General features: G+C 70.5%; 18 protein-coding genes and 1 pseudogene. 8 read left to right on the top strand and 11 right to left on the bottom strand.

Annotation, left to right across the window (positions count from 1 at the left end):
- Positions 1-214: 214 nt before the first annotated feature.
- From nirD to OG966_RS13215, 3 genes are read right to left on the bottom strand one after another with little or no spacing between them, the layout of a single operon-like run.
- Entirely contained in the window at positions 215-565 is a 351-nt protein-coding gene (gene nirD, locus OG966_RS13225) for a nitrite reductase small subunit NirD (protein WP_326649782.1), read from the bottom strand.
- Positions 562-3,168: a nitrite reductase large subunit NirB gene (gene nirB, locus OG966_RS13220; protein ID WP_326649781.1), complete on the bottom strand. Its 2,607-nt coding sequence runs from the start codon at positions 3,166-3,168 to the stop codon at positions 562-564. Before nirB ends, nirD begins: the two co-directional genes overlap by 4 nt.
- Position 3,169: 1 nt before the next feature.
- On the bottom strand, positions 3,170-4,399 hold the full coding sequence (locus OG966_RS13215) for an NAD(P)/FAD-dependent oxidoreductase (RefSeq protein ID WP_326649780.1): 1,230 nt from the start codon (positions 4,397-4,399) through the stop codon (positions 3,170-3,172).
- Between the two features lie 271 nt (positions 4,400-4,670).
- Here OG966_RS13215 and OG966_RS13210 point away from each other — a divergent pair, with 271 nt between their 5' ends.
- Positions 4,671-5,456, top strand: a complete 786-nt coding sequence (locus tag OG966_RS13210) for a sulfite exporter TauE/SafE family protein (protein WP_326649779.1) — start codon at positions 4,671-4,673, stop codon at positions 5,454-5,456.
- A gap of 96 nt (positions 5,457-5,552) precedes the next feature.
- Here OG966_RS13210 and OG966_RS13205 read toward each other — a convergent pair whose 3' ends face one another.
- The 3 genes from OG966_RS13205 to OG966_RS13195 form a co-directional block, all read right to left on the bottom strand.
- Positions 5,553-6,185 (bottom strand): class F sortase, encoded by a 633-nt coding sequence (locus tag OG966_RS13205; RefSeq protein WP_326649778.1) that lies wholly within the window; start codon positions 6,183-6,185, stop codon positions 5,553-5,555.
- A 113-nt stretch (positions 6,186-6,298) separates the two neighbouring features.
- Entirely contained in the window at positions 6,299-6,808 is a 510-nt protein-coding gene (locus tag OG966_RS13200; protein WP_326649777.1) for a hypothetical protein, read from the bottom strand.
- Between the two features lie 633 nt (positions 6,809-7,441).
- Positions 7,442-8,203 (bottom strand): aminotransferase class IV family protein, encoded by a 762-nt coding sequence (locus OG966_RS13195; RefSeq protein ID WP_326649776.1) that lies wholly within the window; start codon positions 8,201-8,203, stop codon positions 7,442-7,444.
- A 253-nt stretch (positions 8,204-8,456) separates the two neighbouring features.
- Between OG966_RS13195 and cutA the strand changes: the two genes are divergently transcribed.
- Together cutA and OG966_RS13185 are read left to right on the top strand one after the other, a co-directional pair.
- The gene (gene cutA / locus OG966_RS13190) at positions 8,457-8,789 is read left to right on the top strand and encodes a divalent-cation tolerance protein CutA (RefSeq protein ID WP_326649775.1); all 333 of its coding nucleotides are present in this window, start codon (positions 8,457-8,459) and stop codon (positions 8,787-8,789) included.
- Positions 8,786-9,265: a gamma-glutamylcyclotransferase family protein gene (locus OG966_RS13185; RefSeq protein ID WP_442806694.1), complete on the top strand. Its 480-nt coding sequence runs from the start codon at positions 8,786-8,788 to the stop codon at positions 9,263-9,265. The genes cutA and OG966_RS13185 overlap by 4 nt, the downstream gene beginning before the upstream one ends.
- A 7-nt stretch (positions 9,266-9,272) precedes the next feature.
- On the opposite strand, the gene OG966_RS13180 is transcribed toward OG966_RS13185, so the two are convergent.
- From OG966_RS13180 to OG966_RS13170, 3 genes are all read right to left on the bottom strand, one after another.
- Complete coding sequence (locus OG966_RS13180; protein WP_326649774.1) at positions 9,273-11,468, bottom strand: molybdopterin oxidoreductase family protein; 2,196 nt, start codon at positions 11,466-11,468, stop codon at positions 9,273-9,275.
- 229 nt (positions 11,469-11,697) lie between these two features.
- Positions 11,698-12,279: a TIGR03086 family metal-binding protein gene (locus tag OG966_RS13175; protein WP_326649773.1), complete on the bottom strand. Its 582-nt coding sequence runs from the start codon at positions 12,277-12,279 to the stop codon at positions 11,698-11,700.
- A gap of 72 nt (positions 12,280-12,351) precedes the next feature.
- Positions 12,352-13,029, bottom strand: coding sequence for a SanA/YdcF family protein (locus OG966_RS13170; protein WP_326655179.1), 678 nt, complete (start codon positions 13,027-13,029; stop codon positions 12,352-12,354).
- Between the two features lie 323 nt (positions 13,030-13,352).
- On the opposite strand from OG966_RS13170, the gene OG966_RS13165 reads away from it, so the two are divergent.
- The 5 genes and pseudogenes from OG966_RS13165 to OG966_RS13145 all read left to right on the top strand — a co-directional run bounded on the left by OG966_RS13165 (position 13,353) and on the right by OG966_RS13145 (position 20,432).
- The gene (locus OG966_RS13165) at positions 13,353-14,348 is read left to right on the top strand and encodes a sirohydrochlorin chelatase (RefSeq protein WP_326649772.1); all 996 of its coding nucleotides are present in this window, start codon (positions 13,353-13,355) and stop codon (positions 14,346-14,348) included.
- Positions 14,349-14,395: 47 nt separating this feature from the next.
- Entirely contained in the window at positions 14,396-15,736 is a 1,341-nt protein-coding gene (locus OG966_RS13160; RefSeq protein ID WP_326649771.1) for a deoxyguanosinetriphosphate triphosphohydrolase, read from the top strand.
- Positions 15,737-15,875: 139 nt separating this feature from the next.
- Entirely contained in the window at positions 15,876-17,138 is a 1,263-nt protein-coding gene (locus tag OG966_RS13155; protein WP_326649770.1) for an NAD(P)/FAD-dependent oxidoreductase, read from the top strand.
- 34 nt (positions 17,139-17,172) lie between these two features.
- Positions 17,173-19,077 carry a DNA primase gene (dnaG, locus tag OG966_RS13150; protein WP_326649769.1) on the top strand — a complete coding sequence of 635 codons (1,905 nt, stop codon included), beginning with the start codon at positions 17,173-17,175 and terminating at the stop codon, positions 19,075-19,077.
- Positions 19,078-19,182: 105 nt separating this feature from the next.
- Positions 19,183-20,432: pseudogene (locus OG966_RS13145) on the top strand (RNA polymerase sigma factor).
- Positions 20,433-20,453: 21 nt separating this feature from the next.
- Here OG966_RS13145 and OG966_RS13140 read toward each other — a convergent pair.
- Entirely contained in the window at positions 20,454-22,376 is a 1,923-nt protein-coding gene (locus OG966_RS13140; protein WP_326649768.1) for an ABC transporter ATP-binding protein, read from the bottom strand.
- The gene (locus OG966_RS13135; RefSeq protein WP_326649767.1) at positions 22,373-24,106 is read right to left on the bottom strand and encodes an ABC transporter ATP-binding protein; all 1,734 of its coding nucleotides are present in this window, start codon (positions 24,104-24,106) and stop codon (positions 22,373-22,375) included. Before OG966_RS13135 ends, OG966_RS13140 begins: the two co-directional genes overlap by 4 nt.
- Positions 24,107-24,158: the final 52 nt, after the last annotated feature.

Here is a 24,158-nt window from a genome sequence, read left to right as displayed (position 1 = left end):
AGCCACCGCGGACGACGAGGCCGCCGCGGTGTCGGCGTTCAAGACCGGCGGGCCGCTCCGACCGGGGGCCACAGGCCGGCCCGACCGCACGGGCCGGGCCGACCGCACCGGCCGGCGCCTTGCCGGGCCGCCCCCCACGGCCCACGCCGGACGGCCGCTCACGCGTCGCGGGTAATCAGGGCAGTGACCCACGACGCGTGAGCGGAGTCCGCGGTCAGTGCAGCCTTACCTCGTAGGCCGTCACCGATACCGAATCGTCGTCCAGGCAGCGCCCCGTCGCCAGGTCGAAGCGCTGCTTGAGCAGCGGCGACGCGACAAAGGGGCCGTCGGAGGACGAGCCGACGAGGCCCCGGGAGAGGACCTGGGCCCCGGCGAAGGGGTCCCGGTTGTCGATGGCGTACGGAGTGCCCTCGCGGTCCAGGAAGACCGCGGCCTGGCGGCCGTCCGGCAGCAGGGCCGCGACTCCGCGGCCCGGAGTGAGCAGGGACAGCGTGCAGAGCGCGAGCCACTCCCGGCCCAGGCGGAGCTGGACCTGCGTTTCCGTCTTTTCGGGTGCGATCGTCATCGGGTGGCGCTACCTTCCAGGACTTCCAGCGGGCGGATGGTCAGCAGCGGCAGATCGGGCTTGACCTGGCCGCGCTCGGGCACGAACTTCACCGTCGGGTCCGGGACCTCGGGCGCGTTCACGAAGGAGACGAAGCGGCGCAGCCGCTCCGGGTCGTTGATGGTCTCGGACCACTCGTCGCGATAGCCGGCGACATGGTCCGCCATCAGCGACTCGAGCTCGGCGCAGATGCCCAGCGAGTCATGGACGACCACATCCCGTACGTGATCGAGGCCGCCCTCGATCCGCTCCAGCCAGGTCGATGTGCGCTCCAGCCGGTCGGCGGTACGGATGTAGAACATCAGGAACCGGTCGATGAGCCGGACCAGTTCCGCGTCGGAGAGATCCTGCGCGAGCAGATCGGCGTGGCGCGGGGTCGCGCCGCCATTGCCGCCGACGTACAGGTTCCAGCCGTTGGCCGTGGCGATGACGCCGAAGTCCTTGCTCTGCGCCTCCGCGCACTCACGCTGGCAGCCGGAGACCGCCGACTTCAGCTTGTGCGGGGAGCGCAGGCCCCGGTAGCGCAGCTCCAGATCGATGGCCATCCGGACCGAGTCCTGCACGCCGTAGCGGCACCAGGTCTGGCCCACACACGACTTCACTGTGCGCAGCGCCTTGCCGTACGCATGCCCGGACTCGAACCCCGCGTCCACCAGCCGCGCCCAGATCAGCGGCAGTTGGTCGACGCGCGCGCCGAACAGGTCGATCCGCTGGCCGCCCGTGATCTTCGTGTAGAGCCCGTAGTCGCGGGCCACCTCGCCGATCACGATCAGCTTCTCGGGAGTGATCTCGCCGCCCGGAATGCGCGGCACGATCGAGTACGAACCGTTCTTCTGCATATTGGCGAGGAAGTGGTCGTTCGTGTCCTGCAGCGCGGCCTGCTCGCCCTCGAGCACATAGCCGTCGGCACCGATCGTCGGCGCCAGCGAGGCGATGATCGAGGCGACGGCGGGCTTGCAGATCTCACAGCCGTTTCCGCCGCGGGCCGCCTCGCGTCCGTGCGCGTCGAGGAGCTTCTGGTACGAGGCGATCCGCAGCGCGCGCACGGTTTCGTACAGCTCCTGGCGGGTCTGGGCGAAGCAGGCGCACAGACTCTTGTCGACCTCGACACCCGAGGACTCCAGCTCGGCATTGACCAGCTGGCCCAGCACCTTGACGCAACTGCCGCAGCCCGTACCGGCCTTGGTGCACTTCTTCACCTCGGGCACGGTCGTGCAGGAGTGCTCGGTGACCGCGCCTCGGATGGTGCCCTTGGTGACGTTGTGGCAGGAGCAGATGACGGCCTCGTCGGGCAGCGCCGCCGGGCCGAGTGCCGCCGGCGCGCCGATCCCGGCCGGCAGCACCAGCTGTTCGGGCGAGAGCGGCGGGATCGAGCCGGTGAGCGGGCGCAGCATGCCGTAGGAGTCGGCGTCACCGACCAGTACCCCGCCGAGCAGCTTGCCGTCGGCGCCGATCACCAGCTTCTTGTAGACGCCGCTCCGGGAGTCGGAGTAGACGACGTCCAGGCAGCCCTCGGCGGTGCCGTGCGAGTCGCCGAAGGACGCCACGTCCACGCCCAGCAGCTTGAGCTTGGTGGAGGTGTCGGCGCCCGTGAAGCCGCCCGCCTTTCCGGCCTCGCCGGCGATGGCGTCCGCGGCCACCTCCGCCATCTCGTATCCGGGCGCGACCAGCCCGTACACGCGGCCGTCGGCGGCCAGCGCGCACTCGCCGATCGCGTACACCGCCGGGTCGCTCGTACGGCACCGCTCGTCGACCGTGATGCCGCCGCGCTCACCGACGGTGAGCCCGCTCTCGCGCGCGAGCTGGTCCCTGGGCCTTACGCCGGCCGAGAAGATGACCAGGTCGGTGTCGATGGACGAGCCGTCCGACAGTGCCATCGCGGTCACCGCGCCGTCCTCGCCCGCCGTGATTTCCTTACCGCCGACGCCGGTGTGCACGTTCAGGCCCATGTTCTCGACGGTGCGGCGCAGCGCGGCGCCGCCGCCCTCGTCCACCTGCAGGGACATCAGCCGCGGATTGAACTCCACGATGTGCGTGGTGAGCCCCAGCCCCTTGAGCGCCCCGGCCGCCTCGAGGCCCAGCAGCCCACCGCCGACCACGGTGCCTGTCGTGCAGTTCTTGGCGTACTCCTCGATCGCGAGTAGGTCATCGATCGTGCGGTAGACGAAACAGCCCTCGCTGTCCTTGCCGGGCACGGGCGGCACGAAGGGGTACGAGCCGGTGGCGAGGACGAGAGTGTCGTACGCGAAGGTCCGCCCGGCGCGCGAGGTGACGGTGCGCGCCTCCCTGTCGATCGTCTCGGCCGGGTCGTCGAGATGCAGCTCGATGCCGTGGCGCTCCATGAAGTCGCCCTCGACGAGGGAGAGTTCGTCGGGCGTGCGGCCGGAGAAGTACGAACTGAGCCGGACGCGGTCGTAGGCGGCGCGGGGCTCCTCGCACAGCACGACGATCCGCGCCCGCCCGGTCAGGCCGCGCTCGGCGAGGGCCTCCAGGAATCGCTGGCCGACCATGCCATGGCCGACGACCACGATCGTGGGAGTCGTGGGGGTGGACATCGCAGGCATGTCAGAGGCCTCCATCGTTGGTGAGCAGGTGGAGCAGGGGCACGGTGTCGGGGAGGGCCTCGTCGCCCTCCCAGGCCCGGGCGAGCGCGCCGACCGCGGCGAGATCTCCGAGCAGTACCCCGCCGACGAGCCGGTCTCCACGGACGACGACCTTGCGGTACGCGCCCCTGGTGGCGTCGGCGAGCTGGACCACGTCGTCTCCGGGCCGGGGAGTCGGATCGCCGAAGGCGGCGAGATCGAGCGGGCCGGCCGTGGCGGGTCCGGGCCCGGTGAGAGTGAGCCGGGTGAGGGCGCGGGTGCCGGTGTACCGGGGCGACGCCGAGCCGAGTGAGGGTGCCGCGGTGAGTGCCGGCTCCGAGGTGAGTACGCGGGCCAGGACGTCCGCCTGTTCCAGGGCCGGACCCGCCAGGCCGTACACCTGGCCGTTGTGTTCGGCGCAGTCGCCGATGGCGTATATGTACGGGTCGGAGGTGCGCAGTTCGTCGTCGACGACGATGCCGCGGCGCACCTCAAGACCGGCGGCGTGCGCCAGACCGACGCGAGGGCGCACTCCGCAGGTGAGCACGACGAGCTCCGAGTCGAGGACATATCCGTCGGCGAGCTCGACCGCCGTACCGCGCAGGCCCCTCACCCGGCACTCCGTGTGGACCTCCACACCCAGCGACTCGAGATGGCCGCGCAGCAACTCTGAGGCGGACACGTCCAGATGGCGCTCCATCAGATGTTCGCCCTGCTGGGCCAGCACCACCCGGGCACCGCGTGCGGCCAGCGCGCGGGCGGCCGAGACACCGAGCAGACCGCCGCCGACGACGACCGCGTGGATCCCGGGGCGTACGGCAGCGGACAGCGCCGTGCAGTCGTCCAGGGTACGGAAGGGGTGTACTCCGTCGGGAAGCTCTCCGGCCAGTCCGCGCAGCGGGGGCAGCACCGGGTTGGATCCGGTGGCCAGCACCAGCCGGTCGTACGCCACCGAGGTGCCGTCTGCGCAGTGCACGAGCCGCAGGTCCCGGTCGATCGCGGTCGCCCGCACACCGCGCCGTACCGGCGCCTCGGGCAGGGCTATCACCTCGGGGCCGTAACGCCCGGCGAGGACCTCCGCGAGCAGCAGCCGGTTGTACGGCGCGTGCGGCTCCTCGCCGAGAACCGTGACGTCGGCGCCGCTCACGCCGAGCTGCCGCGCAAGCCGCACGCCCGCCGTTCCGCCGCCGATGACCACGATCTCCGATTTCATACCCGCAGCCTGCGGCGCCGGTGTTACCCGACAGGTCTTCTGCTGTTTCCCTCGGGGAACGCTGCGCTCAGCGCGGCGCGAGACGGGGTGTGAGGGGTGGGGTCCCCCGAATCGCCGGCCTCCGTACCGGCGCGACCGGCACGGGACCGCCGGCCGGGAGTCTTGGTGCTCGCCCGCCCCGACGGTTCACCGGCCGCCCGAACCTCAGACGTCGCTCAAGTCCGGCGGGACTGATGGACTGGGCACTCATCTCCTCCGTAGGGTCGCGACCATGCCCGACATATCGCTGACCACACTCGTCTTCCTCTGCCTCGCCGCCGCGGCGGCCGGCTGGATCGACGCGGTGGTGGGCGGCGGCGGGCTGCTGCTCCTGCCCGCCCTGCTGCTCGGCCTGCCGCACGTCCAGGCCGCTCAGATCCTCGGCACCAACAAGGCCGTGGCCATCGTCGGCACCTCGGGTGCCGCCGTCACCTACGTGCGCAAGGCGCCGGTGCAGGTGAGGTCGGCGGTACGGATCGGACTGGCCGCGCTCGCGGGCTCGATGGGCGGCGCGTTCTTCGCGGCCGGTATCAGCAGCGACGTACTCCGGCCCGTGATCATGGTGGTGCTGCTCGGCGTCGCGGCCTTTGTGATGCTGCGCCCCGACTTCGGCACCGCCGCGGATGCCGGCAAGGGACCCGTCACCCGCGCCCGCACCGTCACGGCGATCGTCCTCGTCGGCGGCGGGATCGGCTTCTACGACGGGCTGTTCGGTCCCGGCACCGGCACCTTCCTGGTCCTCGCGCTCACCGCCGTACTCCGTCTCGACCTGGTGACCGCATCGGCCACCGCCAAGATCGTCAACGTCTGCACCAACGGCGGGGCGCTCGCGATGTTCGCCTACCAGGGCACGGTGATGTGGCAGCTGGCCGCGCTGATGGCGGTGTTCAACCTGGCGGGCGGCATGTTCGGCGCCCGGATGGCGCTCAGGAAGGGCAGCGAGTTCGTCCGCGGAGTGCTGCTCGTGGTCGTCTTCTCGCTGGTCGCGAAGCTCGCCTTCGACCAGTGGACGGCTTAGGTCCGCCGGACGGCTCAGGTCCGGGTCCGCCGCCGGGCGGCACGGTGCCGTGCCGTTCGTCCACGGCCGAGCGGCACGGCACCGTATCGCGGAAGATCACGCCGAAGGAGCCGGCCGCGCCCCGATCAGATGCCCGTACGCCACGACGTTGCCCTGGTAGCCGGTCTCCTTCGTGAAGCCGCCGCCGCAGGTGATCACCCGCAGCTCGGCCCGGTCCTTCGGTCCGTAGACCTTCTCGTCCGGGAAGGCATCGGCCTCATACACCTCGATCGCGTCGATGGTGAACACGGCGGTACGGCCGTCCTTGCGGGTCACCTCGATCCGGCCGCCCTTCTTCAGCGCACCCAGGTTGTAGAAGACCGCGGGCCCCTGCGCGTTGTCGACATGCCCCGCGACGATCGCCGTGCCCCTGACGCCCGGTGGAGTGCCGTCCTTGTACCAGCCGGCGAGGTTGCGGTCGGCGGCCGGCGGCACGCTCAGGCTGCCGTCCTTGCCGAGGCCCAGCAGCATGACGGGGGCGTCGACGCGGATCTCGGGTATGCGCAGCCGTACCGGTTCGGACGGCGGCAGCGGGTCGGCGGACGCTTCCGTGTAGTGCCCCGGTCCGGCCGCGAAGGCCTCGGCGGCCGACGGCATCGGCGGGGTCATGTTCTCCGAGCCGTTCTGGACCAGCCAGAGGCCGACACAGACGGCGACGACTATGCCCCAGCCGCTTCCCCTGGCGGTCATGGGTCCTCGGCAGTCATCCGGTCCTCCGTACGAATCTCCCCCGCTCCCGCCAGGCGCGGTGGCCTGACGGGAACGGGGGCACGGCGGGACGCGGGCCGGTGCATACCGGCCCGTCAGCTGTCCTGCGCGCCGCTCGCCCGGCGGCGCAGGAACAGGATCCCGCCGGCGGCGGACGCGGCCAGTACGGCCACACCCGCCGCGATCTGGGTGGTGTCGGGGCCGACGCTGCCGCCGACGCCCGTCCTCACATGGCCTCTCGGCCCGTCGTGGTGCCGCGTCATCAGGACGTTGGTGGCCCTGCTGCCGTTCTGGCAGGTCACGCTGATGGCGTAGGTTCCCGCCTCGCCGCCGTGGGGGATCTTGAACCGGCTGCCGGCCTCGACCTCCTTGTGCGTACCGGGCGAGAGGCGCAACTGGCCCGCGCCGATCGGCCATGCGTCTTTGACGCCCTGGCCGCTGTCCGCGCAGGCGGTGGTGTTCTCGGTGACGGTCGCCCCCGGGCCGGCGGGCGACGGAAATATCTCGAGCGGCTCGAAGTCCCCGGCGAACGCCGCGTGGGTGCCGAGCCCGGTCGTGGCGACTGCCAGCGCGGCAGTGGTCAGCAGACGGGCAGTGGTGCGCATGGCGGTCCTCCGGGGAAGCGCGGTGGTGCTCTGTGGCGTTCTCTCTCCGAGATAAGGCGCAGCCCGCCCGCAACGCCTGCTGATGGGCAATCAGATTCGATGGCCTCGCTCGGCGTGTCGCACTGGACGTGAGACGTCGTCGCAGGTCATCGCCGGTCTCTGGGAACCAGATGGTGTGCGCGAGGCCGACGTGCTGAACGGGTGATGGGGTGCGAGGTGTCAGGCCGCCCCGAGGAGAGCGGGCGGCCGGGTGTGGGGTGCGGCGTGCGTGGAGTACGGCCGCAATGGAGTGCGGCGGGCGCCGCGAGGAAGCCCGGCGCGCCCGCGCGCCACCGTGTGCCGGAGGTGCCGATGGCCAGGGCCCGGCCTCCCGCGCGAGGAGAGTGCCGGCCGGCGGGTCGGTGTCGTCCGGCCGTACTCCCGGAACGCAGCACGCAGCACGCAGAGCGCGGCACGAAGAAGGCAGAACGCGGAACGCGGAACGCGCCGTTCCGGCCGGGCGCCGGATCCGCGACCTGTCAGGAGACCGGTCCCGGCTTCCGTACTGCGGCGACGGTGGGCACCACGGCGCTCAGCGGGCGGCCCGCGTGCGCCATGGCCTGGGCTGCGCGGCGGGGGAGTGCGGAACGGTTCTCAGATCAGGTCCCACTCCACCGCGTCGTACGCCGCGGTCACCGTCTTCATCAGCTCCGCATCCACCGCGTACTCCACCTCGTCGATCCGGCACACCGGCGCGATGCCCTGCGAGTTGGTGATGAACACCGCCTCGTACGAGGGGAGATCGGTGAGCGTCACCCGGCGGCGCACCGACGGCAGCCGCGGCTCCAGCAGGGCCATCGTCATGCCAGGCAGTGCGGGGGCGTCCGGCCAGACCACCGAACCACCGTCCCAGAAAGCGATGTTGGTGATCGCGCCCTCCGTCACAAGGCCGTCAGGAGTGGTCAGCAGCGCCTCGTCGAACCCGGCCCGGTCCGCGAGCGTCAGGTAGTGGTTCTGCCCGAAGCCGCCCAGATGCTTGATGTGCGGCATATCGCGGACGTACGGCACGGACATCAGTCTCTTCGGGTGCTCGGCCATCTTCTGCGGTGGCCGCACGGTCACCATCAGCGTCGCCCGCTCGTCGCCGTCCGGCCAGTAGACGTAGACCCGGACGGAGGCGTCGCGGGCGTCCGCCGCACCCAGCGCGTGCCGGATGTCCTCCCGTATCCGCTCCCCGTCCAGGCTCCGGCCGAACAGCTCCCGAGTCGACGCGTCCAGCCGGCCGAGGTGGAGCGCGAGGCCGCGCACCCGGGCGTCCCTGACCTGCATGGCGGTGAAGTGCCCGTAGCTCGTGAGCGCGGGTAGGTGCAGCGCCTCCGCGGTGGCGGGCGCGCCGTTGATCTCTATGTACGTCATGCGCTCACCGTAGTGCGGGCGATGCGCCATGCTTTCAGAAGCGGCTTGACCTGAACCGGGGTTGAGGCTCTGTCCGTACGCCGGCTGACGCCCTCATCGCCGGGACCGCCGGGCACGAACACGCCGGGCTCGGCCGCGGCAGTGGTCAGGGCCGGGGCGGCGGGGCGGGAAGGGGGCGTCGTGCGTACGGTGGCCTGACCGACCGGTAATGGACCGAGGTCCCGCCGCCCTCACGGCCCGAAGGAGCTTGTCAATGGCCCAGGCACTGACCGTACTCACCGTGCTGACCACGACCGACAGCGCGGAGAAGGCGGAGGCTCTCGCCCGGGGTGCGGTGGAGTCGCGGCTGGCTGCGTGTGCGCAGATCTCCGCGCCGGTCACCTCCGTCTACCACTGGAAGAACGCGATCGAGACGGCGGAGGAGTGGCAGGTTCTGTTCAAGACCACCGAGGCCCGCTACGCCGCGCTGGAAGCGCATCTGACGGCCGCGCACGACTACGAAACGCCGGAGATCATCGCGACGCCGGTGGTGCGCGGCAGTGCGGCGTATCTGGCATGGATCGACGAGGAGACCGTGGCGCCGTGACGGAGTCCGAGTCCGGGATCGAGCCCGGGTCCGGGTCCGGGTCCGGGATCGAGCCCGAGCTCCCGTTCTTCGTATACGGGACCCTGCGCCCCGGTGAGTGCAACCACGACCTCTTCCTGCACGGCCGCACTGCCGCGGAGGAGCCGGCGCTGCTGGCCGACGCGGTGCTCTACGAGGGCCCGGGCTATCCGTACGCCCTGCTCGACGCCGGTGGGGGCACGGTCGCGGGTGAGGTGGTGACGGCGGCGTCGGGGGAGTACGAGGAGCTCCTCGCCGTACTCGACCGGCTGGAGGAGTACGTCGCGCCCGGCCACCCGCGCAATCTGTACGAGCGGGTGGCCCGCGATGTCGTCCGGCCGGACGGCACGGCGGTCCGTGCCTGGGTGTACGTGGCGGCGCCGGGCCTGGCCCGGGAACTCCGCGCGAGTGGCACCTGCATCCGCGGCGGCGACTGGTGCGGCCGTACGAGCGGCTGACCCGCGCCTACCGCTGCTGTTCCTTCTGCTGTTCGTTCTGAGGTTCCTTCTGCCGTTCATCCTGGTGTGCGCGTTCCACCCGGACCGCGCACACCTTGAACTCCGGCATGCGCGAGGTCGGGTCGAGCGCCGGATTCGTCACCGAGTTGACCCGGCCCTCGCCCGGCCAGTGGAACGGCATGAAGACGGTGTCCGGACGGATCCCGGTGGTGATCCGCGCAGGCCCGACGGCCCGCCCGCGCCGCGAGACGACGGCGAGCGCATCCCCCTCGACGGCGCCGACACGTTCGGCGAGCTGTGGATGCAGCTCCACAAAGGCCCCGGGCGCGGCGGCGTTGAGCTCATCGACCCGCCGGGTCTGCGCCCCGGACTGGTACTGGGCGACGACCCGCCCGGTCGTCAGCAGCACGGGATACTCGGCATCCGCTTCCTCTGCCGCGGCCCGATGCCCGACGGCGATGAACCGGGCACGCCCGTCGGGAGTGGCGAACCGCTCGAGGAAGAGCCGTGGCGTACCGGGATGGGCGGTTCGGGGTACGGACGAGCCCTCGGCCGCAGGTCCACGGTCGCCCCCGGCCGCAGCGGGTTCCTCCGGGCACGGCCAGAACACCCCGTCCTCCTCCACGATCCTCCGGTACGTGATGCCCGAGTAGTCCGCCGGGCCGCCCGCCGACGCCCGGCGGAGTTCCTCGAAGACCTCCTCCGGATCCGCCGGAAAGCCTTTCTCGTGGCCGAGCAGGCTTGCCAGGCTGCCCAGAACCTCCAGGTCGCTCCGTACTCCCGGCGGCGCCGACACCGCCTTCCGGCGCAGCAGGACCCGGCCCTCCAGGTTCGTCGTCGTGCCCGTCTCCTCCGCCCACTGGGTGACCGGCAGCACCACATCCGCCAGCGCCGCCGTCTCCGACAGCACCACGTCCGCCACCGCCAGGAAGTCCAGCGAGCGCAGCCGCTCCTCCACATGCCCGGCGTGCGGCGCGGACACCACCGGGTTCGAACCCATCAGCAACAGCGACTTCACGTCCCCGCCCAGCGCGTCCAGCAGTTCGTACGCGCTGCGCCCGGGGCCCGGCAGCGTCTCCGGCTCCACTCCCCACACCCCGGCGACATGCGCCCGCGCCGCCGGGTCGTCCAGTTTGCGGTAGCCCGGCAACTGGTCCGCCTTCTGGCCGTGTTCGCGGCCGCCCTGCCCGTTGCCCTGACCGGTCAGACAGCCGTAGCCGGACAGCGGCCGTCCCGCCCGGCCCGTCGCCAGACAGAGGTTGATCCAGGCGCTCACCGTGTCCGTGCCCTTGGAGTGCTGCTCGGGCCCGCGCGCCGTGAGTACCATCGCGGACTCGGCGTCGCAGAACACCCTTACCGCTTCCCGCAGTTCGGGCACGCTGACGCCCGTGACGCGCTCGACGAACTCGGGCCAGTGCGCCATCGCGGCCGCCCTGGCGTCCTCCCAGCCACTCGTGCGCTCGCTGACGAACTCCTCGTCCGTCCGTCCCTCCGCCACCACCACATGCAGCAGCCCGAGCGCGAGCGCCAGATCGGTTCCCGGCCTCGGGGCCAGATGCAGATCGGCCTGCTCCGCGGTCCGTGTACGGCGAGGATCGACGACGATGAGCTTGCCGCCGTTCTCCCGGAGCTCGGTCAGATAGCGCAGCGCGGGCGGCATCGTCTCGGCGAGATTCGAGCCGACGAGGATCACGCATCCACTGCGCGGTATGTCCTCCAGCGGGAACGGCAGCCCGCGGTCGAGGCCGAACGCCCGCTGGTGCGCGGCCGCCGCCGACGACATACAGAAGCGCCCGTTGTAGTCGATCTGCGAGGTGCCGAGCACGACCCGGGCGAACTTCCCTAGCAGGTACGCCTTCTCGTTGGTCAGGCCGCCGCCACCGAAGACGCCGACCGCGTCGGGGCCGTAGACCGCCCTCGTACGCCGCAGGCCCGCGGCGACCGTGCTCAGGGCCTCCTCCCAGGTGGCCGGCTCGAGCCTGCCTGTGGCGGGGCGTCGGACCAGGGGCTCGGTCAGGCGCACCCGGGAGGAGAGCAGTGCGGGCGCGGTGCGGCCCTTGCCGCACAGGGCGCCACGGTTGACAGGGAAGTCCGGTCGCTCCACCACTTCGACCGCCCCGGCTCTGCCGCGCAGACTCATGCCGCACTGCAGGGCGCAGTAGGGACAGTGGGTCGCGGTGGTGTCGTCGAGCGTGTCGGGCATAGCGTCAGCGTGCGACGCCCGTGTTACGCGGGCGGGCGCACCGCATTACGGTCCGGGTACGCCCGTCTCCGACTGCGCCCCGCTGCCCCGTGAGGCGCCGCTCACCTCGGCCTCTTCAGGCACAGGCCTTCTTCGGGCCCGGTTCTCTCCCAGGCACGGTTCTCTCCCGGGCACGGGTGTCTTTCACGCATGGGTCTCTCTCTCATGCACGCGTGGGTCGGTCACGGCGTCAGTCACGGCGCCCCAGCAGGGCCAGCAGCCTGGTCTGGTGGCTGTCGCCCGGCGGCGGCTCGATGGGCGGGGCGAACAGGCCGGACTTCGACAGGCCCGACGCGTACGGCGTGACTTCGTCCAGCGCGAAGCTCACCAGCGCGGCCGGCAGCCGCTCCGGCGCGCCGATCCCACGAGAGAGGTCCCAGGTGTGCACCACGGCATCCGTGATCATCTGGGCGCAGTACGCGACGGCCGGTGTCTCCCCGTACGACAGCTGTACGGTCTGCTCCAGCGCCCCTGGAGCCGCGAAGGCTTTGCGTGCGGCGCGTGCGGCGGCGTCCCAGGCGGCCTTCGGCTTCCTGCCGAGTACATCCCCTTCGTACGCGTCGCCGACTTCCTCGACGCCCGATCCGTCGGTCACCAGGGCGGGCACCCAGAGCTGTTCCGCAGTGAGGTGGTTGACGAGATCGCGTACGGACCAGTCGGTACAGGGCGTCGGAGCGTCCCACTGGTCGACCCCTACGGCGTGCACGCGCTCGGTGAAGAGCGCGAGCGCTTCGGTGTGCCGGGTGAGGAGGGTTGCCACATGGTTTTCCATACGGCTCACTGTCGCGCTCCGTGGATGCCGACGCGAGTCCGTCGGCCGCCGTGGCGCTCGTGTCGCCGCGTGTCACCCGGCCGCTGCGGCCAGCGCTTCCTTCACACCGCGCTCCTTGGCGCCGAGGAATCGCGGATCCGGCGTGAGCGTGGCGTCCAGCGCCGCCTTGCCGGCGGCGAACATCTCCCGCGTCCCGCCGTAGTACCAGGTCGCGTCATGGGGCTCGGTGACCCCGACGCCGTACGATTCGACTCCGGCCGCCTGGCAGAGGGCGACGGCCCGCCGGATGTGGAAGCCCTGCGTCACCAGGACCGCCCGCTCCACGCCGAAGATCTTCTTGGCGCGGACGCACGAGTCCCAGGTGTCGAAGCCGGCGTAGTCGCTGACGATGCGCCCGTCCGGCACTCCGCGAGCGCTGAGATATGTCCGCATGGCATCCGGCTCGTCGTACTCGACCCTGCTGTTGTCGCCGGTGACCAGCACGACCTTGACCTTGCCCGCCCGGTACAACTCGGCGGCGGCGTCGAGCCGGTGCGCGAGGTAGGGCGTGGGCCGGCCCTTCCACAGCCCGGCCCCGAAGACGACGGCGACATCCTGTGCGGGCACCTCGGCGACGGTGCGGACCCGGCTGTCGGCGGCGGCATGCATCCAGGTCGCGGGCGCGAGCGCGAACACGCACGCGAGCATGATCGTCTGCACGATCCGTCGCTGGGTGCGCCGGGCGCGCGGCAGCTTCGGGAGCCGCAGCAGCTTCGGTCCTGATGACTTCGTCGGCTTCGGAGCCTTGGCTGCTTTCGGTGTTTTCGGCGCTTTGGGTGTTTTTGACGCCTTGGATGCCTGCGATGCCTTCACGCCTGGTCAGACGCGGATCGGGGCCGATTGGTTCGGTCCACGGCACCGGAGGTTGCCGTCGCGTCGCGGTCGGGGCCTGTCGCCGGCCACGCGGCCGGCAGTGATCTCGATCACGGTCGGTGCCGGGTCTGACAACGCAGTCGGGCAGCCGGTGAGCCCGTGGAAAACACCCGTCACCCTCACGCAACGACCCGGCAACCTGAGCCCGTCAGGATCGGTTCATGACGGAGTCGGCACACCTTGGAGAGTCCCTGCCCTTCGACACCACCGCGCAGCTTCTTACGCGCATCACGGCCCAGCTCGGCACCCAGCTCAGCCACGTCACACTGAACGGAACCCGCAGGCCTATGCCTCTGACCGACCGGCCGCCCGCCCTCGTCGCAGTCGCCCACGGCAGCCGCGACCCGCGCGCCCTGCGCACCGTGACCACGCTCCTTGACCAGGTCCGCGAACTGCGTCCCAGGCTCGATGTCCGTCTTGGTCACATCGAGCTGAACGAGCCGCTGCTCTCCGACACGCTCGCGGCGCTCGGCGGCGAGAGACGCGAGGTGCGCGATGTCCGTGAGGTGCGCGATGTCCGCGAAGTGCGTGAGGTGCGTGAGGTGCGCGATGTCCGCGAAGTGCGTGAGGTGCGTGACAGGCTGAGCGGCGCCGGGGCCGTCCTCGTACCGCTGATGCTGAGCCGCGGCTATCACGTCAAGCACGATCTGCCGCAGGCCGCCGCGGCCGTCCCCGGCGCGGACATACGCATCGCCGCCCCGCTCGGCCCGCACCCCCTCCTCGTCGAGGCGCTCTGCTCCCGTCTCGCCGATGCGGGCTGGCGTCCCGAGGACGGCACCAGCCGCAGCGCCGGAGTCGTCCTGGCCGCCGCCGGATCCCGTGACCCGGACTCGGTCGCCGACGCCCGCCGCACCGCCGACCTGCTCAGCGAGCGCCTCGGCGGAGTGCCCGTCGTCGCCGCGTATGCCTCCGCCGTCTCGCCCACCGTCCCGGCGGCCGTGCGCGCGCTCACCGCCCGCGGCCGTCACCGGATCGCCGTCGCCTCCTACTTCGCGTCCCCCGGCCTCTTCGCCACCCGCAGCGCCGCTGTCGCGCCCTGGATCGCCGCCGCCCCGCTCGGTGCGCACCCCGCCCTGGCCCGGCTGCTGCTGCAGCGTTACGACGACGCCGTGAGCACGCCGCACGCCTCTCAACGGCGCGAACTCACTCCGGCCTAGCCCACCCGCAGCCCCCGGCTGTGGCCGGCTCCGGTTACCTTCGGTGCATGGAAGGCACCACCAGCACCACCTCAAACGACCCCGCCGGCCACGACGCGTACGACGAGGCGGCCACCGCGCGCTGGGCGGCCGAGCCCGACAAGCGTCCGGGCCGCACCGCCTTCCAGCGCGACCGCGCGCGCGTGCTGCACTCCTCCGCGCTGCGCCGCCTCGCAGGCAAGACCCAGGTGGTGACCCCCGGCACGCGCAACCAGGCATGGGACGCCAGCCCGCGCACCCGGCTCACCCACTCCCTGGAATGTGCCCAGGTCGGTCGGGAACTGGGCGCGGCGCTCGGCTGCGACCCCGATCTGGTGGAGGCAGCCTGCCTCGCCCACGACATGGGCCATCCGCCCTTCGGGCACAACGGCGAGCAGGCGCTCAACGACTTCGCGAAGGACTGCGGCGGCTTCGAGGGCAACGCCCAGTCGCTGCGGCTGCTGACCCGTATCGAGCCCAAGCGGTTCGTCCACAGCGAGGCGGTGACCTCTGCCGCTGCCGCGACGGGCGGCGATCTTGTCAGCGTCGGCCTCAACCTCACCCGGGCAGCTCTGGACGCCGCCACCAAATACCCCTGGCCGCGCGGCGGTCACCCCACCGATCCCGGCTCGGTGAAATTCGGCGTGTACGAGGACGATCTGCCGGTCTTCGAATGGGCCCGCCAGGGCGCACCGGCGTACCGCAAATGTTTCGAGGCCCAGGTCATGGACTGGTCCGACGACGTGGCGTACTCCGTGCACGATTTCGAGGACGGTCTGCACGCCGGCCATTTCGACCCCGGTCTCCTCCTCGCCGAGCCGGAGCGGAGCGACATCTGGGCGGTGGCGATCGGGCGGTACGTACCCCGGGACACCGATCCGCAGGAGCTGGCCGAGGCCCTCGACCGGCTCGTCGACCAGGAGTGGTGGCCGCACCACTACGACGGCTCTGCCGTCGCGCAGGCCCGGCTGAAGGATGCGACGAGCCAGCTCATCGGCCGTTTCTGCCTCGCCGCCGAGGCCGCGACGCGCCAGGCGTACGGATCGGGCCGGCTCACCCGGTACGCCGCCGAGCTGGTCGTCCCGCGCGCCACCCGCAACGAATGCGCGGTCCTCAAGGCCGTCGCCGACCTCTATGTCATGCAGCGCGCCGAACAGGAGGCCATCCGAGCCGACCAGCGCATCGTGCTGGCCGAGCTGGCCGAGGCGCTGACGGCCGGTGCCCCGGAGAGTCTCGACCCGCAGTTCCATGCCCTGTTCGACGCCGCGCCGGACGACCGGGCGCGCAAGCGGGTGATCGTCGACCAGCTCGCGTCCCTCACGGACGCATCCGCGCGTACGCTCCACACCCAGCTCACGGCCCGCCGTTGAGCTGCCCGGAGCGCAGGGCGGAGCCTTGTCGGCACGTCCGAGATGACACGCCCAGGGATGACTCCCTCTTCCGCCATCACGCTCCGTGCGGGACGCTCGCTGAAGGCTGAACGGCGTAGAAGCAAAGAGGAGGCATCAAGTGGTCGACGCACATCGGACATTCGTCATCGTCGGCGGTGGACTGGCCGGAGCCAAGGCCGCCGAGACCCTCCGCGCCGAAGGGTTCACCGGACGAGTGATCCTCATCGGTGACGAACGCGACCACCCCTATGAACGCCCGCCCCTGTCCAAGGGCTATCTGTCGGGCAAGGAGGAGCGCGACAGCGTCTTCGTCCATGAACCCGCCTGGTACGCCCAGGCCGACGTCGAACTGCACCTCGGTCAGACCGTCGTCGCCATCGACCGCGATGCCAAGTCCGTACGGCTGGGCGAGGGCACCGTCCTCCACTACGACAAACTCCTGCTCGCCACCGGCGCCGAGCCGCGCCGCCTCGACATCCCCGGCACCGACCTGGCCGGCGTCCACCATCTGCGCCGCCTCGCCCACGCCGACCGGCTGCGCCAGGTGCTCACCGTCCTGGGCCGCGACAACGGCCGGCTCGTCATCGCGGGTGGGGGCTGGATCGGCCTGGAGGTCGCGGCGGCCGCCCGCGGCTACGGCGCCGAGGTCACCGTCGTCGAGCCGGCGGCCACCCCGCTGCACCACGTCATCGGCCCCGAGCTGGGCCAGGTCTTCACCGAGCTGCACCGCGAGCACGGTGTCCGCTTCCACTTCGGCGCCCGCCTGACCGAGATCACCGGGCAGGACGGCATGGTGCTCGCGGTCCGTACCGACGACGGCGAGGAACACCCGGCTCACGACGTTCTCGCCGCGATCGGCGCCGCCCCCCGCGCCGCACTCGCCGAGAGCGCCGGCCTCGCGCTCGCCGACCGGGGCCACGGCGGCGGTATCGCCGTCGACGCGGGCCTGCGCACCTCTGACCCCGACATCTACGCCGCGGGCGATGTCGCGGCCGCCCACCATCCGCTCCTCGGCTCCCGGCTGCGCGTGGAGCACTGGGCGAACGCCCTCAACGGCGGCCCCGCCGCCGCCCGCTCGATGCTCGGTCAGGACGTCTCGTACGACCGCATCCCGTACTTCTTCTCCGACCAGTACGACCTGGGCATGGAGTACTCCGGCTGGGCGCCGCCCGGCTCCTACGACCAGGTCATCCTCCGCGGCGACGTCGGAAAGCGGGAGTTCATCGCCTTCTGGCTGAAGGACCGCAGGGTGCTTGCCGGGATGAACGTCAATGTGTGGGACGTCACCGACCCCATCCAGCAGCTGATCCGCGGCGGAACACCCGTGGACCCCGAAGCCCTCGGCGACCCGTCCGTACCGCTCACTTCCCTCAACAGCTGACGGGAGTGTCGCAGCGCCACCGTAGACTTCACGCGTGGCAGGCAGGATCAACGATGACGACGTGAAGGCGGTACGGGACGCGGTCCCGATCGACGCCGTCGTTTCCGAGTACCTCCAGCTGCGCAATGCCGGCGGCGGAAACCTCAAGGGCCTCTGCCCCTTCCACGACGAGAAGTCCCCCTCCTTCCAGGTCAGCCCGAGCAAGGGTCTCTTCCACTGCTTCGGCTGCCAGGAGGGCGGCGACACGATCGCCTTCGTGATGAAGATCGACCATCTCTCCTTCTCGGAGACGGTCGAGCGCCTCGCCGCGACGGCGGGCATCACCCTGCGCTACGAGGAGGGTGGGTACAACCCCACCCATCAGCGCGGCGAGCGCATCCGCCTGGTGGAGGCGCACAAGATCGCCGCGCAGTTCTACATCGAGCAGCTGGAGAGCGGGCCGGAGGCCGAGACCGGCCGCAAGTTCCTCGCCGAGCGCGGCTTCGACCAGGCCGCGGCCCAGCACTTCAGCGTCGGCTACAGCCCGCAGGGCTGGGACCACCTCACCCGCTTCCTGCGCGGCAAGGGCTTCAGCGACAAGGAGCTGATCCTCTCCGGCCTCTCCCAGGACGGCCGCCGCGGCCCCATCGACCGCTTCCGCGGCCGGCTGATGTGGCCCATCCGCGACATCTCCGGCGATGTCGTCGGCTTCGGCGCGCGCAAGCTGTACGAGAGCGACAACGGCCCGAAGTACCTGAACACGCCTGAGACGGGCATCTACAAGAAGTCCCAGATGCTGTACGGCATCGATCTCGCCAAGAAGGAGATCGCCAAGACCAGCAGGGCCGTGGTCGTCGAGGGCTACACCGATGTCATGGCCTGCCATCTCGCCGGCGTCACCACCGCCATCGCGACCTGTGGCACCGCCTTCGGCGGCGACCACATCAAGATCCTTCGCCGGCTGCTGATGGACAACGCCACCGCCGAGGTCATTTTCACCTTCGACGGCGACGCGGCCGGCCAGAAGGCCGCGCTGCGGGCCTTCGAGGACGACCAGAAGTTCGCCGCGGAGACCTCCATCGCGATCACCCCGGGCGGTATGGACCCCTGCGAACTGCGTCTCGCGGAGGGCGACGGCGGGGTGCAGAAACTGGTCGAAACCCGCACGCCGCTCTTCGAGTTCGCCATCCGCCACAGCGTGACGCGCCACAATCTGGAGACGCCCGCGGGCCGGGCCGCCGCGCTGGACGAGGCCGCGCCGATTGTCGCCGGCATCAAGAACATCGCCATCCAGCACGAGTCGGCCGTGCAGCTCGCGGGCATCCTCGGCATCCTCGACACCCAGTTCGTCGTCAAGCGCGTCGCGCAGCTCGCGCGCTGGGCCCGCGACCGCGGTGGCCGCGGCCCGGCGATGCAGTCCCGGACCCCTCAGGCGTACGAGCGGCAGGGCGCCCACCAGATCCCCGCGGGCCCCGCCCTCAATCTGCGCAGCCCCACCCACCGCACCGAACGCGAGCTGCTCAAACTCGCGCTCCAGCACCCGGGCCTGGTCTCTCCGGCCTTCGACGCGTACGGCGTCGACGAGTTCACCGCCCCGCCGTACGCCGCGGTCCGCCAGACCATCGCGGAGGCGGGCGGCGCGGAACAGGGCACCCAGGACACCCCCGACTATCTCGCCCGGGTCCGGGACGCCGCACCGAACGACACGGTGCGGGCCATGGTCACCGAGCTTGCCGTGGAGGCCATCCACGCCAGGACGGTCGACGAGATCTATGCCGGCACCCAGTTGGTCCAGGTCCGCCTGCGCGCGGTCGACCGCCGTATCGGCGACGTCCAGGGCACCCTCGCCCGACTCGGCCCGAACGCCGAACCCGAGCACCACACGGCCGTCGCGAACGAACTCTGGGTGCTCCAGCAGTACGCCCAGTCCCTCCGCAACCAGGGCGCTGACGCTCTCTAGCCGTCCGCGGATCCCCCCTCGGTAACCACCCGGTCACGCACGGGACTCAAAAAGTCACCGCACGCCCCTCGTGGCAGCGATGTGTCGTACCCCACACTGGGTGCGGTGCCTGAGTCCTCGGAGTGTGGCCGGTCGATCCACAGTGGCCCCCTGACCCCCGCGGATCCGCTCATCGTGTACGGGACGGAAAGTGGCCCGGCCGCCTCCGTCCCGCTGCCGCACACCCCCGAACCGGCAGCGATCACCTGGAGGTCGCCCCCGTGCAGACCCAGACCCTGACCGAGACAGACTCTGCCGCGGCAGTCTCCGCGCAGGTCCCCGCGCAGAGCCGGGCCGTACATCACCCCGAGGCGGTGCCAGAAGCTGTCCCTGAGACCGTTGTCGAGGATCCGGTGGAAGTGCCCGTACCTGAGTCGCGGGCCGGCGGCCGTGTCGACAGCGGCGGGCCCTCGTCCGATCTCTTCCGGCAGTATCTGCGGGAGATCGGCAGGATCCCGCTGCTCACGGCGGTCGAGGAGGTCGACCTGGCGCGCCGCGTCGAAGCAGGTCTGTTCGCCGAGGAGAAGCTCCTCAGCACTCCTGACCTTGACTCCCAACTAGCCATTGACCTGGACAAGTTGGTCGTCATGGGCCGGATGGCCAAGCGCCGGCTGATCGAGGCCAACCTCCGGCTCGTCGTCTCCGTCGCCAAGCGTTATGTCGGGCGCGGACTGACCATGCTCGACCTTGTCCAGGAGGGAAACCTGGGCCTGATCAGGGCAGTTGAGAAGTTTGACTACGCCCGCGGCTACAAGTTCTCCACCTACGCCACCTGGTGGATCCGCCAGGCCATGTCCCGGGCCCTCGCCGACCAGGCACGCACCATCCGGGTGCCGGTCCATGTCGTCGAGCTGATCAACCGGGTCGTACGGGTCCAGCGCCGGATGCTCCAGGAGCGCGGTTACGAACCCACTCCCGAAGAGGTCGCCGTCCACCTCGACCTGCCCTCCGAGCGGGTCAGTGAGGTGCTGAGGCTCGCCCAGGAGCCGGTCTCCCTGCACGCCCCCGTGGGGGAGGAGGACGACGTCGCGCTCGGCGATCTCATCGAGGACGGCGACGCCGCGTCGCCCGTCGAGTCCGCAGCCTTCCTGCTGCTGCGCGAACACCTCGAGGCGGTCCTGTCCACCCTTGGCGAGCGGGAACGGAAAGTCGTACAGCTGCGGTACGGACTGGCCGACGGCCGGCCGCGCACGCTCGAAGAGATCGGCCGGATCTTCGGCGTGACACGCGAACGCATCCGCCAGATCGAATCCAAGACCCTCAACAAGCTGCGCGACCACGCCTTCGCCGACCAGCTCCGCGGCTATCTCGACTAGGACGCCCAGGACCGCGCGGGGCTACTCCACCTCCACGACCGCCTGCGCGAACTGGGCCGCGTACAGCCGCGCATACGCGCCGTTCGCCGCCAACAGCCCGTCGTGCGTACCCTGTTCGACGATCGCGCCGTTCTCCATCACCAGGATCACATCCGCGTCCCGGATGGTGGAGAGCCGGTGTGCGATGACAAAGCTCGTACGGCCGTGGGCCAGGCGCGCCATCGCCTTCTGGATCAGTACCTCGGTGCGGGTGTCGACCGAACTGGTCGCCTCGTCCAGCACCAGGATCACCGGGTCGGAGAGGAACGCCCGCGCGATGGTGATCAGCTGCTTCTCGCCCGCGCTGACGCCCGAGCCCTCGTCGTCGATCACCGTGTCGTAGCCGTCGGGCAGGGTCCGTACGAACCGGTCCGCGTGGGCGGCCCGCGCCGCCTCCTCGATCTCCTCCCGGGTCACCTCGCGGGAGGATCCGTAGGCGATGTTCTCCGCGATGGTGCCGCCGAACAGCCAGGTGTCCTGGAGCACCATGCCTATCCCGGACCGCAGTTCCTCACGCGACATCTTCGCGACGTCCACGCCGTCCAGGCTGATCCGGCCGCCCGTCACCTCGTAGAACCGCATCAGCAGATTCACCAGCGTGGTCTTGCCCGCGCCGGTCGGCCCGACGATCGCGACCGTGTGACCGGGTTCGACGCTCAGCGACAGATCCTCGATGAGAGGCTTCTCCGGCTCGTACCGGAAGGCCACCTTCTCCAAAGACACCTGACCGCGCAGCTGCTTCGGCCGCTCGGCCGATGGGGAGTCCGGCTGCTGCTCCTGCGCGTCCAGCAGCTCGAAGATCCGCTCGGCCGAGGCGACGCCCGACTGCACCAGGTTCGCCATCGACGCGACTTGGGTCAGCGGCATCGAGAACTGGCGCGAGTACTGTATGAACGCCTGCACATCGCCGATCGACAGTGTGCCGGTCGCGACCCGCAGGCCGCCGACGACCGCCACCAGCACGTAGTTGAGGTTGGAGACGAAGAACATCAGCGGCTGCATGACGCCGCTGTTGAACTGGGCCTTGAAACCGGCCTCGTACAGCGTCTCGTTCTGCTCGGCGAAGGCCTGCGCCGACTCGTCCTGCCGTCCGAAGATCTTCACCAGGGCGTGGCCCGTGTACATCTCCTCGATATGGGCGTTGAGCTTGCCCGTGGACTTCCACTGCTGCACGAACTGCGGCTGCGAACGCTTGCCGACCCTCGTCGCCACAAAGACCGACACCGGCACCGTCACCAGTGCGACCAGCGCCAGCAGAGGCGAGATCCAGAACATCATCGCCAGCACGCCCACGATGGTCAGCAGTGAGTTGATCAGCTGTCCCATGGTCTGCTGCATGGTCTGCGAGATGTTGTCCATGTCGTTCGTCGCCCGGCTGAGCACCTCGCCGCGCTTGGCCCGGTCGAAGTACGACAGCGGCAGCCGCGACAGCTTCGCTTGTACGTCCTCGCGCATCCGGTACATGGTCCGGTTGATCACCCGGATCGACAGCCTCGTCGACACCAGCATCAGCAGCCCGGCGGCCACGTACACGGCCAGCGCGACCAGCAGCACATTGGCTACGGCGTCGAAGTCGATGCCGTTGCCGGGCGTGAAGTCCACCCCGGACAGCATGTCGGCCAGCCCGCCGTCGCCCTTGTCCCGCAGGCCCTCGATCGCCTGGTCCTTGCTGGTCCCGGCCGGCATGCCGCGGCCGACGACCCCCGCGAAGACCAGGTCCGTCGCCTGCCCCAGAATCTTCGGCCCGACCACCGCCAACGCCACGCTCAGCACACCCGCGCCGAGCATCGTCCACAGCGTGGCCCGCTCCGGCGCGAGCTGCCGCAGCAGCCGCTTGCCCGAGCCCTTGAAGTCCATGGACCGCTCGGTGGGGCCCATCATCATGCGTCCGCCCGGCCCGCTCATGCGGCCTCAGCCTCCGTCAGCTGCGAGAGCACGATCTCGCGGTAGGTCTCGTTGCTCTCCATGAGCTCGTGGTGGCTTCCCGTCCCCACGACCTGCCCCTCGTCCAGCACCACGATCCGGTCGGCGTCACGGATGGTGGACACTCGCTGGGCGACGATCACCACGGTCGACTCCGCGGTCTCGCTCGCCAGTGCCCGGCGCAGCGCAGCGTCCGTGGCGTAGTCCAGCGCGGAGAAGGAGTCGTCGAAGAGGAAAATCTCGGGCCGCTGCACCAGTGTCCTGGCGATCGCGAGCCGCTGCCGCTGCCCGCCGGAGACATTGGTCCCACCCTGGGCGATCGGCGCGTTCAGCCCGCCTTCCAGCTCCCGTACGAAGTCCGCGGCCTGCGCCACTTCGAGCGCCTGCCACAGCTCTTCGTCACTGGCGGCGGGCTTCCCGTAGCGCAGATTGGTGGCCACGGTCCCGGAGAAGAGATACGGCTTCTGGGGCACGAGCCCCACCGTCCTGGCCATCAGCGCCGGATCGAGCTCGCGCACATCCACGCCGTCGACGAGAACCTCGCCGCCCGTCACATCGAACAGCCGCGGTACGAGACCCAGCAGGGTCGACTTGCCACTGCCCGTCGACCCGATGATCGCGGTCGTCTCGCCGGGCCGCGCCACCAGTTCGACGCTCCGCAGCACCGGCTCCTCGGCCCCCGGATAGCGGAACTCGGCGCCCCGCAGCTCCAGATGTCCGCGTCTGCGCAGCTGCCGTACCGGCTCGGCCGGCGGCACCACACTCGAATCCGTGCCCAGGACCTCCTCGATCCTCTCGGCACAGACCTCGGCGCGCGGCACCATCATGAACATGAAGGTGGCCATCATCACGGCCATCACGATCTGCATCAGATAGGCGAGGAACGCGGTCAGCGCGCCGATCTGTATCGCACCGCTGTCGATCCGGTGAGCACCGAACCAGACGACGACGATGGACGACACATTCACCACCGTCATGACGGTCGGGAACATCAGCGCCATCAGCCGGCCGGTGGACAGCGACACGTTCGTGAGCTCGGTGTTGGCCTCGCGGAAGCGTTCCTTCTCGTACTCGTCCCGTACGAAGGCGCGAATGACGCGGTTGCCGGTGATCTGCTCCCGCAGCACCCGGTTCACGGTGTCCAGACGCTCCTGCATGGTGCGGAACAGCGGACGCATCTTCTTGACTATCAGCGACACCGCGATGCCCAGCACAGGCACCACGGCCAGCAGCACCGCCGACAGCGGCACATCCTGGCCGAGCGCCATGATGATGCCGCCGACGCACATGATCGGCGCCGACACCATCAGCGTGAACGCCATCAGGACCAGCATCTGGACCTGTTGGACGTCATTGGTCGTACGCGTGATCAGCGACGGCGCACCGAAGTGCCCGACTTCCCGCGCTGAGAAGCTCTGCACCCGGTCGAAGACGTCCGCCCGGACATCCCGCCCGAGCGCGGCCGCGGTCCTGGCGCCGTAGAAGACGGCTCCGATATTGCAGAAGACCTGGACGAGGCTGATGGCGATCATGAGCGCGCCGATTTCCAGGATGTAACCCGTGTCCCCCTTCACGACACCGTCGTCGATGATGTCCGCGTTCAGGGTGGGCAGATAGAGGGTGGCGCTGGTCTGCAGCAGCTGGAGAGCCACGAGCAGGGCGATGGGTTTCTTGTACGGACGCAAGTGCGTCCGCAGTAGTCGTATCAGCACGCGCAGTCTCTCGAGGTCGGCAAGATCGGGGGGTCACCCCATCTTCCGGCAC

Origin of the sequence: Streptomyces sp. NBC_01750, assembly GCF_035918095.1 — a bacterium.
GTDB lineage: Bacteria > Actinomycetota > Actinomycetes > Streptomycetales > Streptomycetaceae > Streptomyces.
This window is presented reverse-complemented; position numbering and strand designations above follow the sequence as displayed.

What these genes read in the sequence shown, in the direction of transcription:
- nirD (WP_326649782.1), bottom strand. Translation starts at nt 565, where the DNA reads ATGACGATCGCACCCGAAAAGACGGAAACGCAGGTCCAGCTCCGCCTG.
- nirB (WP_326649781.1), bottom strand. Translation starts at nt 3,168, where the DNA reads ATGCCTGCGATGTCCACCCCCACGACTCCCACGATCGTGGTCGTCGGC.
- OG966_RS13215 (WP_326649780.1), bottom strand. Translation starts at nt 4,399, where the DNA reads ATGAAATCGGAGATCGTGGTCATCGGCGGCGGAACGGCGGGCGTGCGG.
- OG966_RS13210 (WP_326649779.1), top strand. Translation starts at nt 4,671, where the DNA reads ATGCCCGACATATCGCTGACCACACTCGTCTTCCTCTGCCTCGCCGCC.
- OG966_RS13205 (WP_326649778.1), bottom strand. Translation starts at nt 6,185, where the DNA reads ATGACCGCCAGGGGAAGCGGCTGGGGCATAGTCGTCGCCGTCTGTGTC.
- OG966_RS13200 (WP_326649777.1), bottom strand. Translation starts at nt 6,808, where the DNA reads ATGCGCACCACTGCCCGTCTGCTGACCACTGCCGCGCTGGCAGTCGCC.
- OG966_RS13195 (WP_326649776.1), bottom strand. Translation starts at nt 8,203, where the DNA reads ATGACGTACATAGAGATCAACGGCGCGCCCGCCACCGCGGAGGCGCTG.
- cutA (WP_326649775.1), top strand. Translation starts at nt 8,457, where the DNA reads ATGGCCCAGGCACTGACCGTACTCACCGTGCTGACCACGACCGACAGC.
- OG966_RS13180 (WP_326649774.1), bottom strand. Translation starts at nt 11,468, where the DNA reads ATGCCCGACACGCTCGACGACACCACCGCGACCCACTGTCCCTACTGC.
- OG966_RS13175 (WP_326649773.1), bottom strand. Translation starts at nt 12,279, where the DNA reads ATGGAAAACCATGTGGCAACCCTCCTCACCCGGCACACCGAAGCGCTC.
- OG966_RS13165 (WP_326649772.1), top strand. Translation starts at nt 13,353, where the DNA reads ATGACGGAGTCGGCACACCTTGGAGAGTCCCTGCCCTTCGACACCACC.
- OG966_RS13160 (WP_326649771.1), top strand. Translation starts at nt 14,396, where the DNA reads ATGGAAGGCACCACCAGCACCACCTCAAACGACCCCGCCGGCCACGAC.
- OG966_RS13140 (WP_326649768.1), bottom strand. Translation starts at nt 22,376, where the DNA reads ATGAGCGGGCCGGGCGGACGCATGATGATGGGCCCCACCGAGCGGTCC.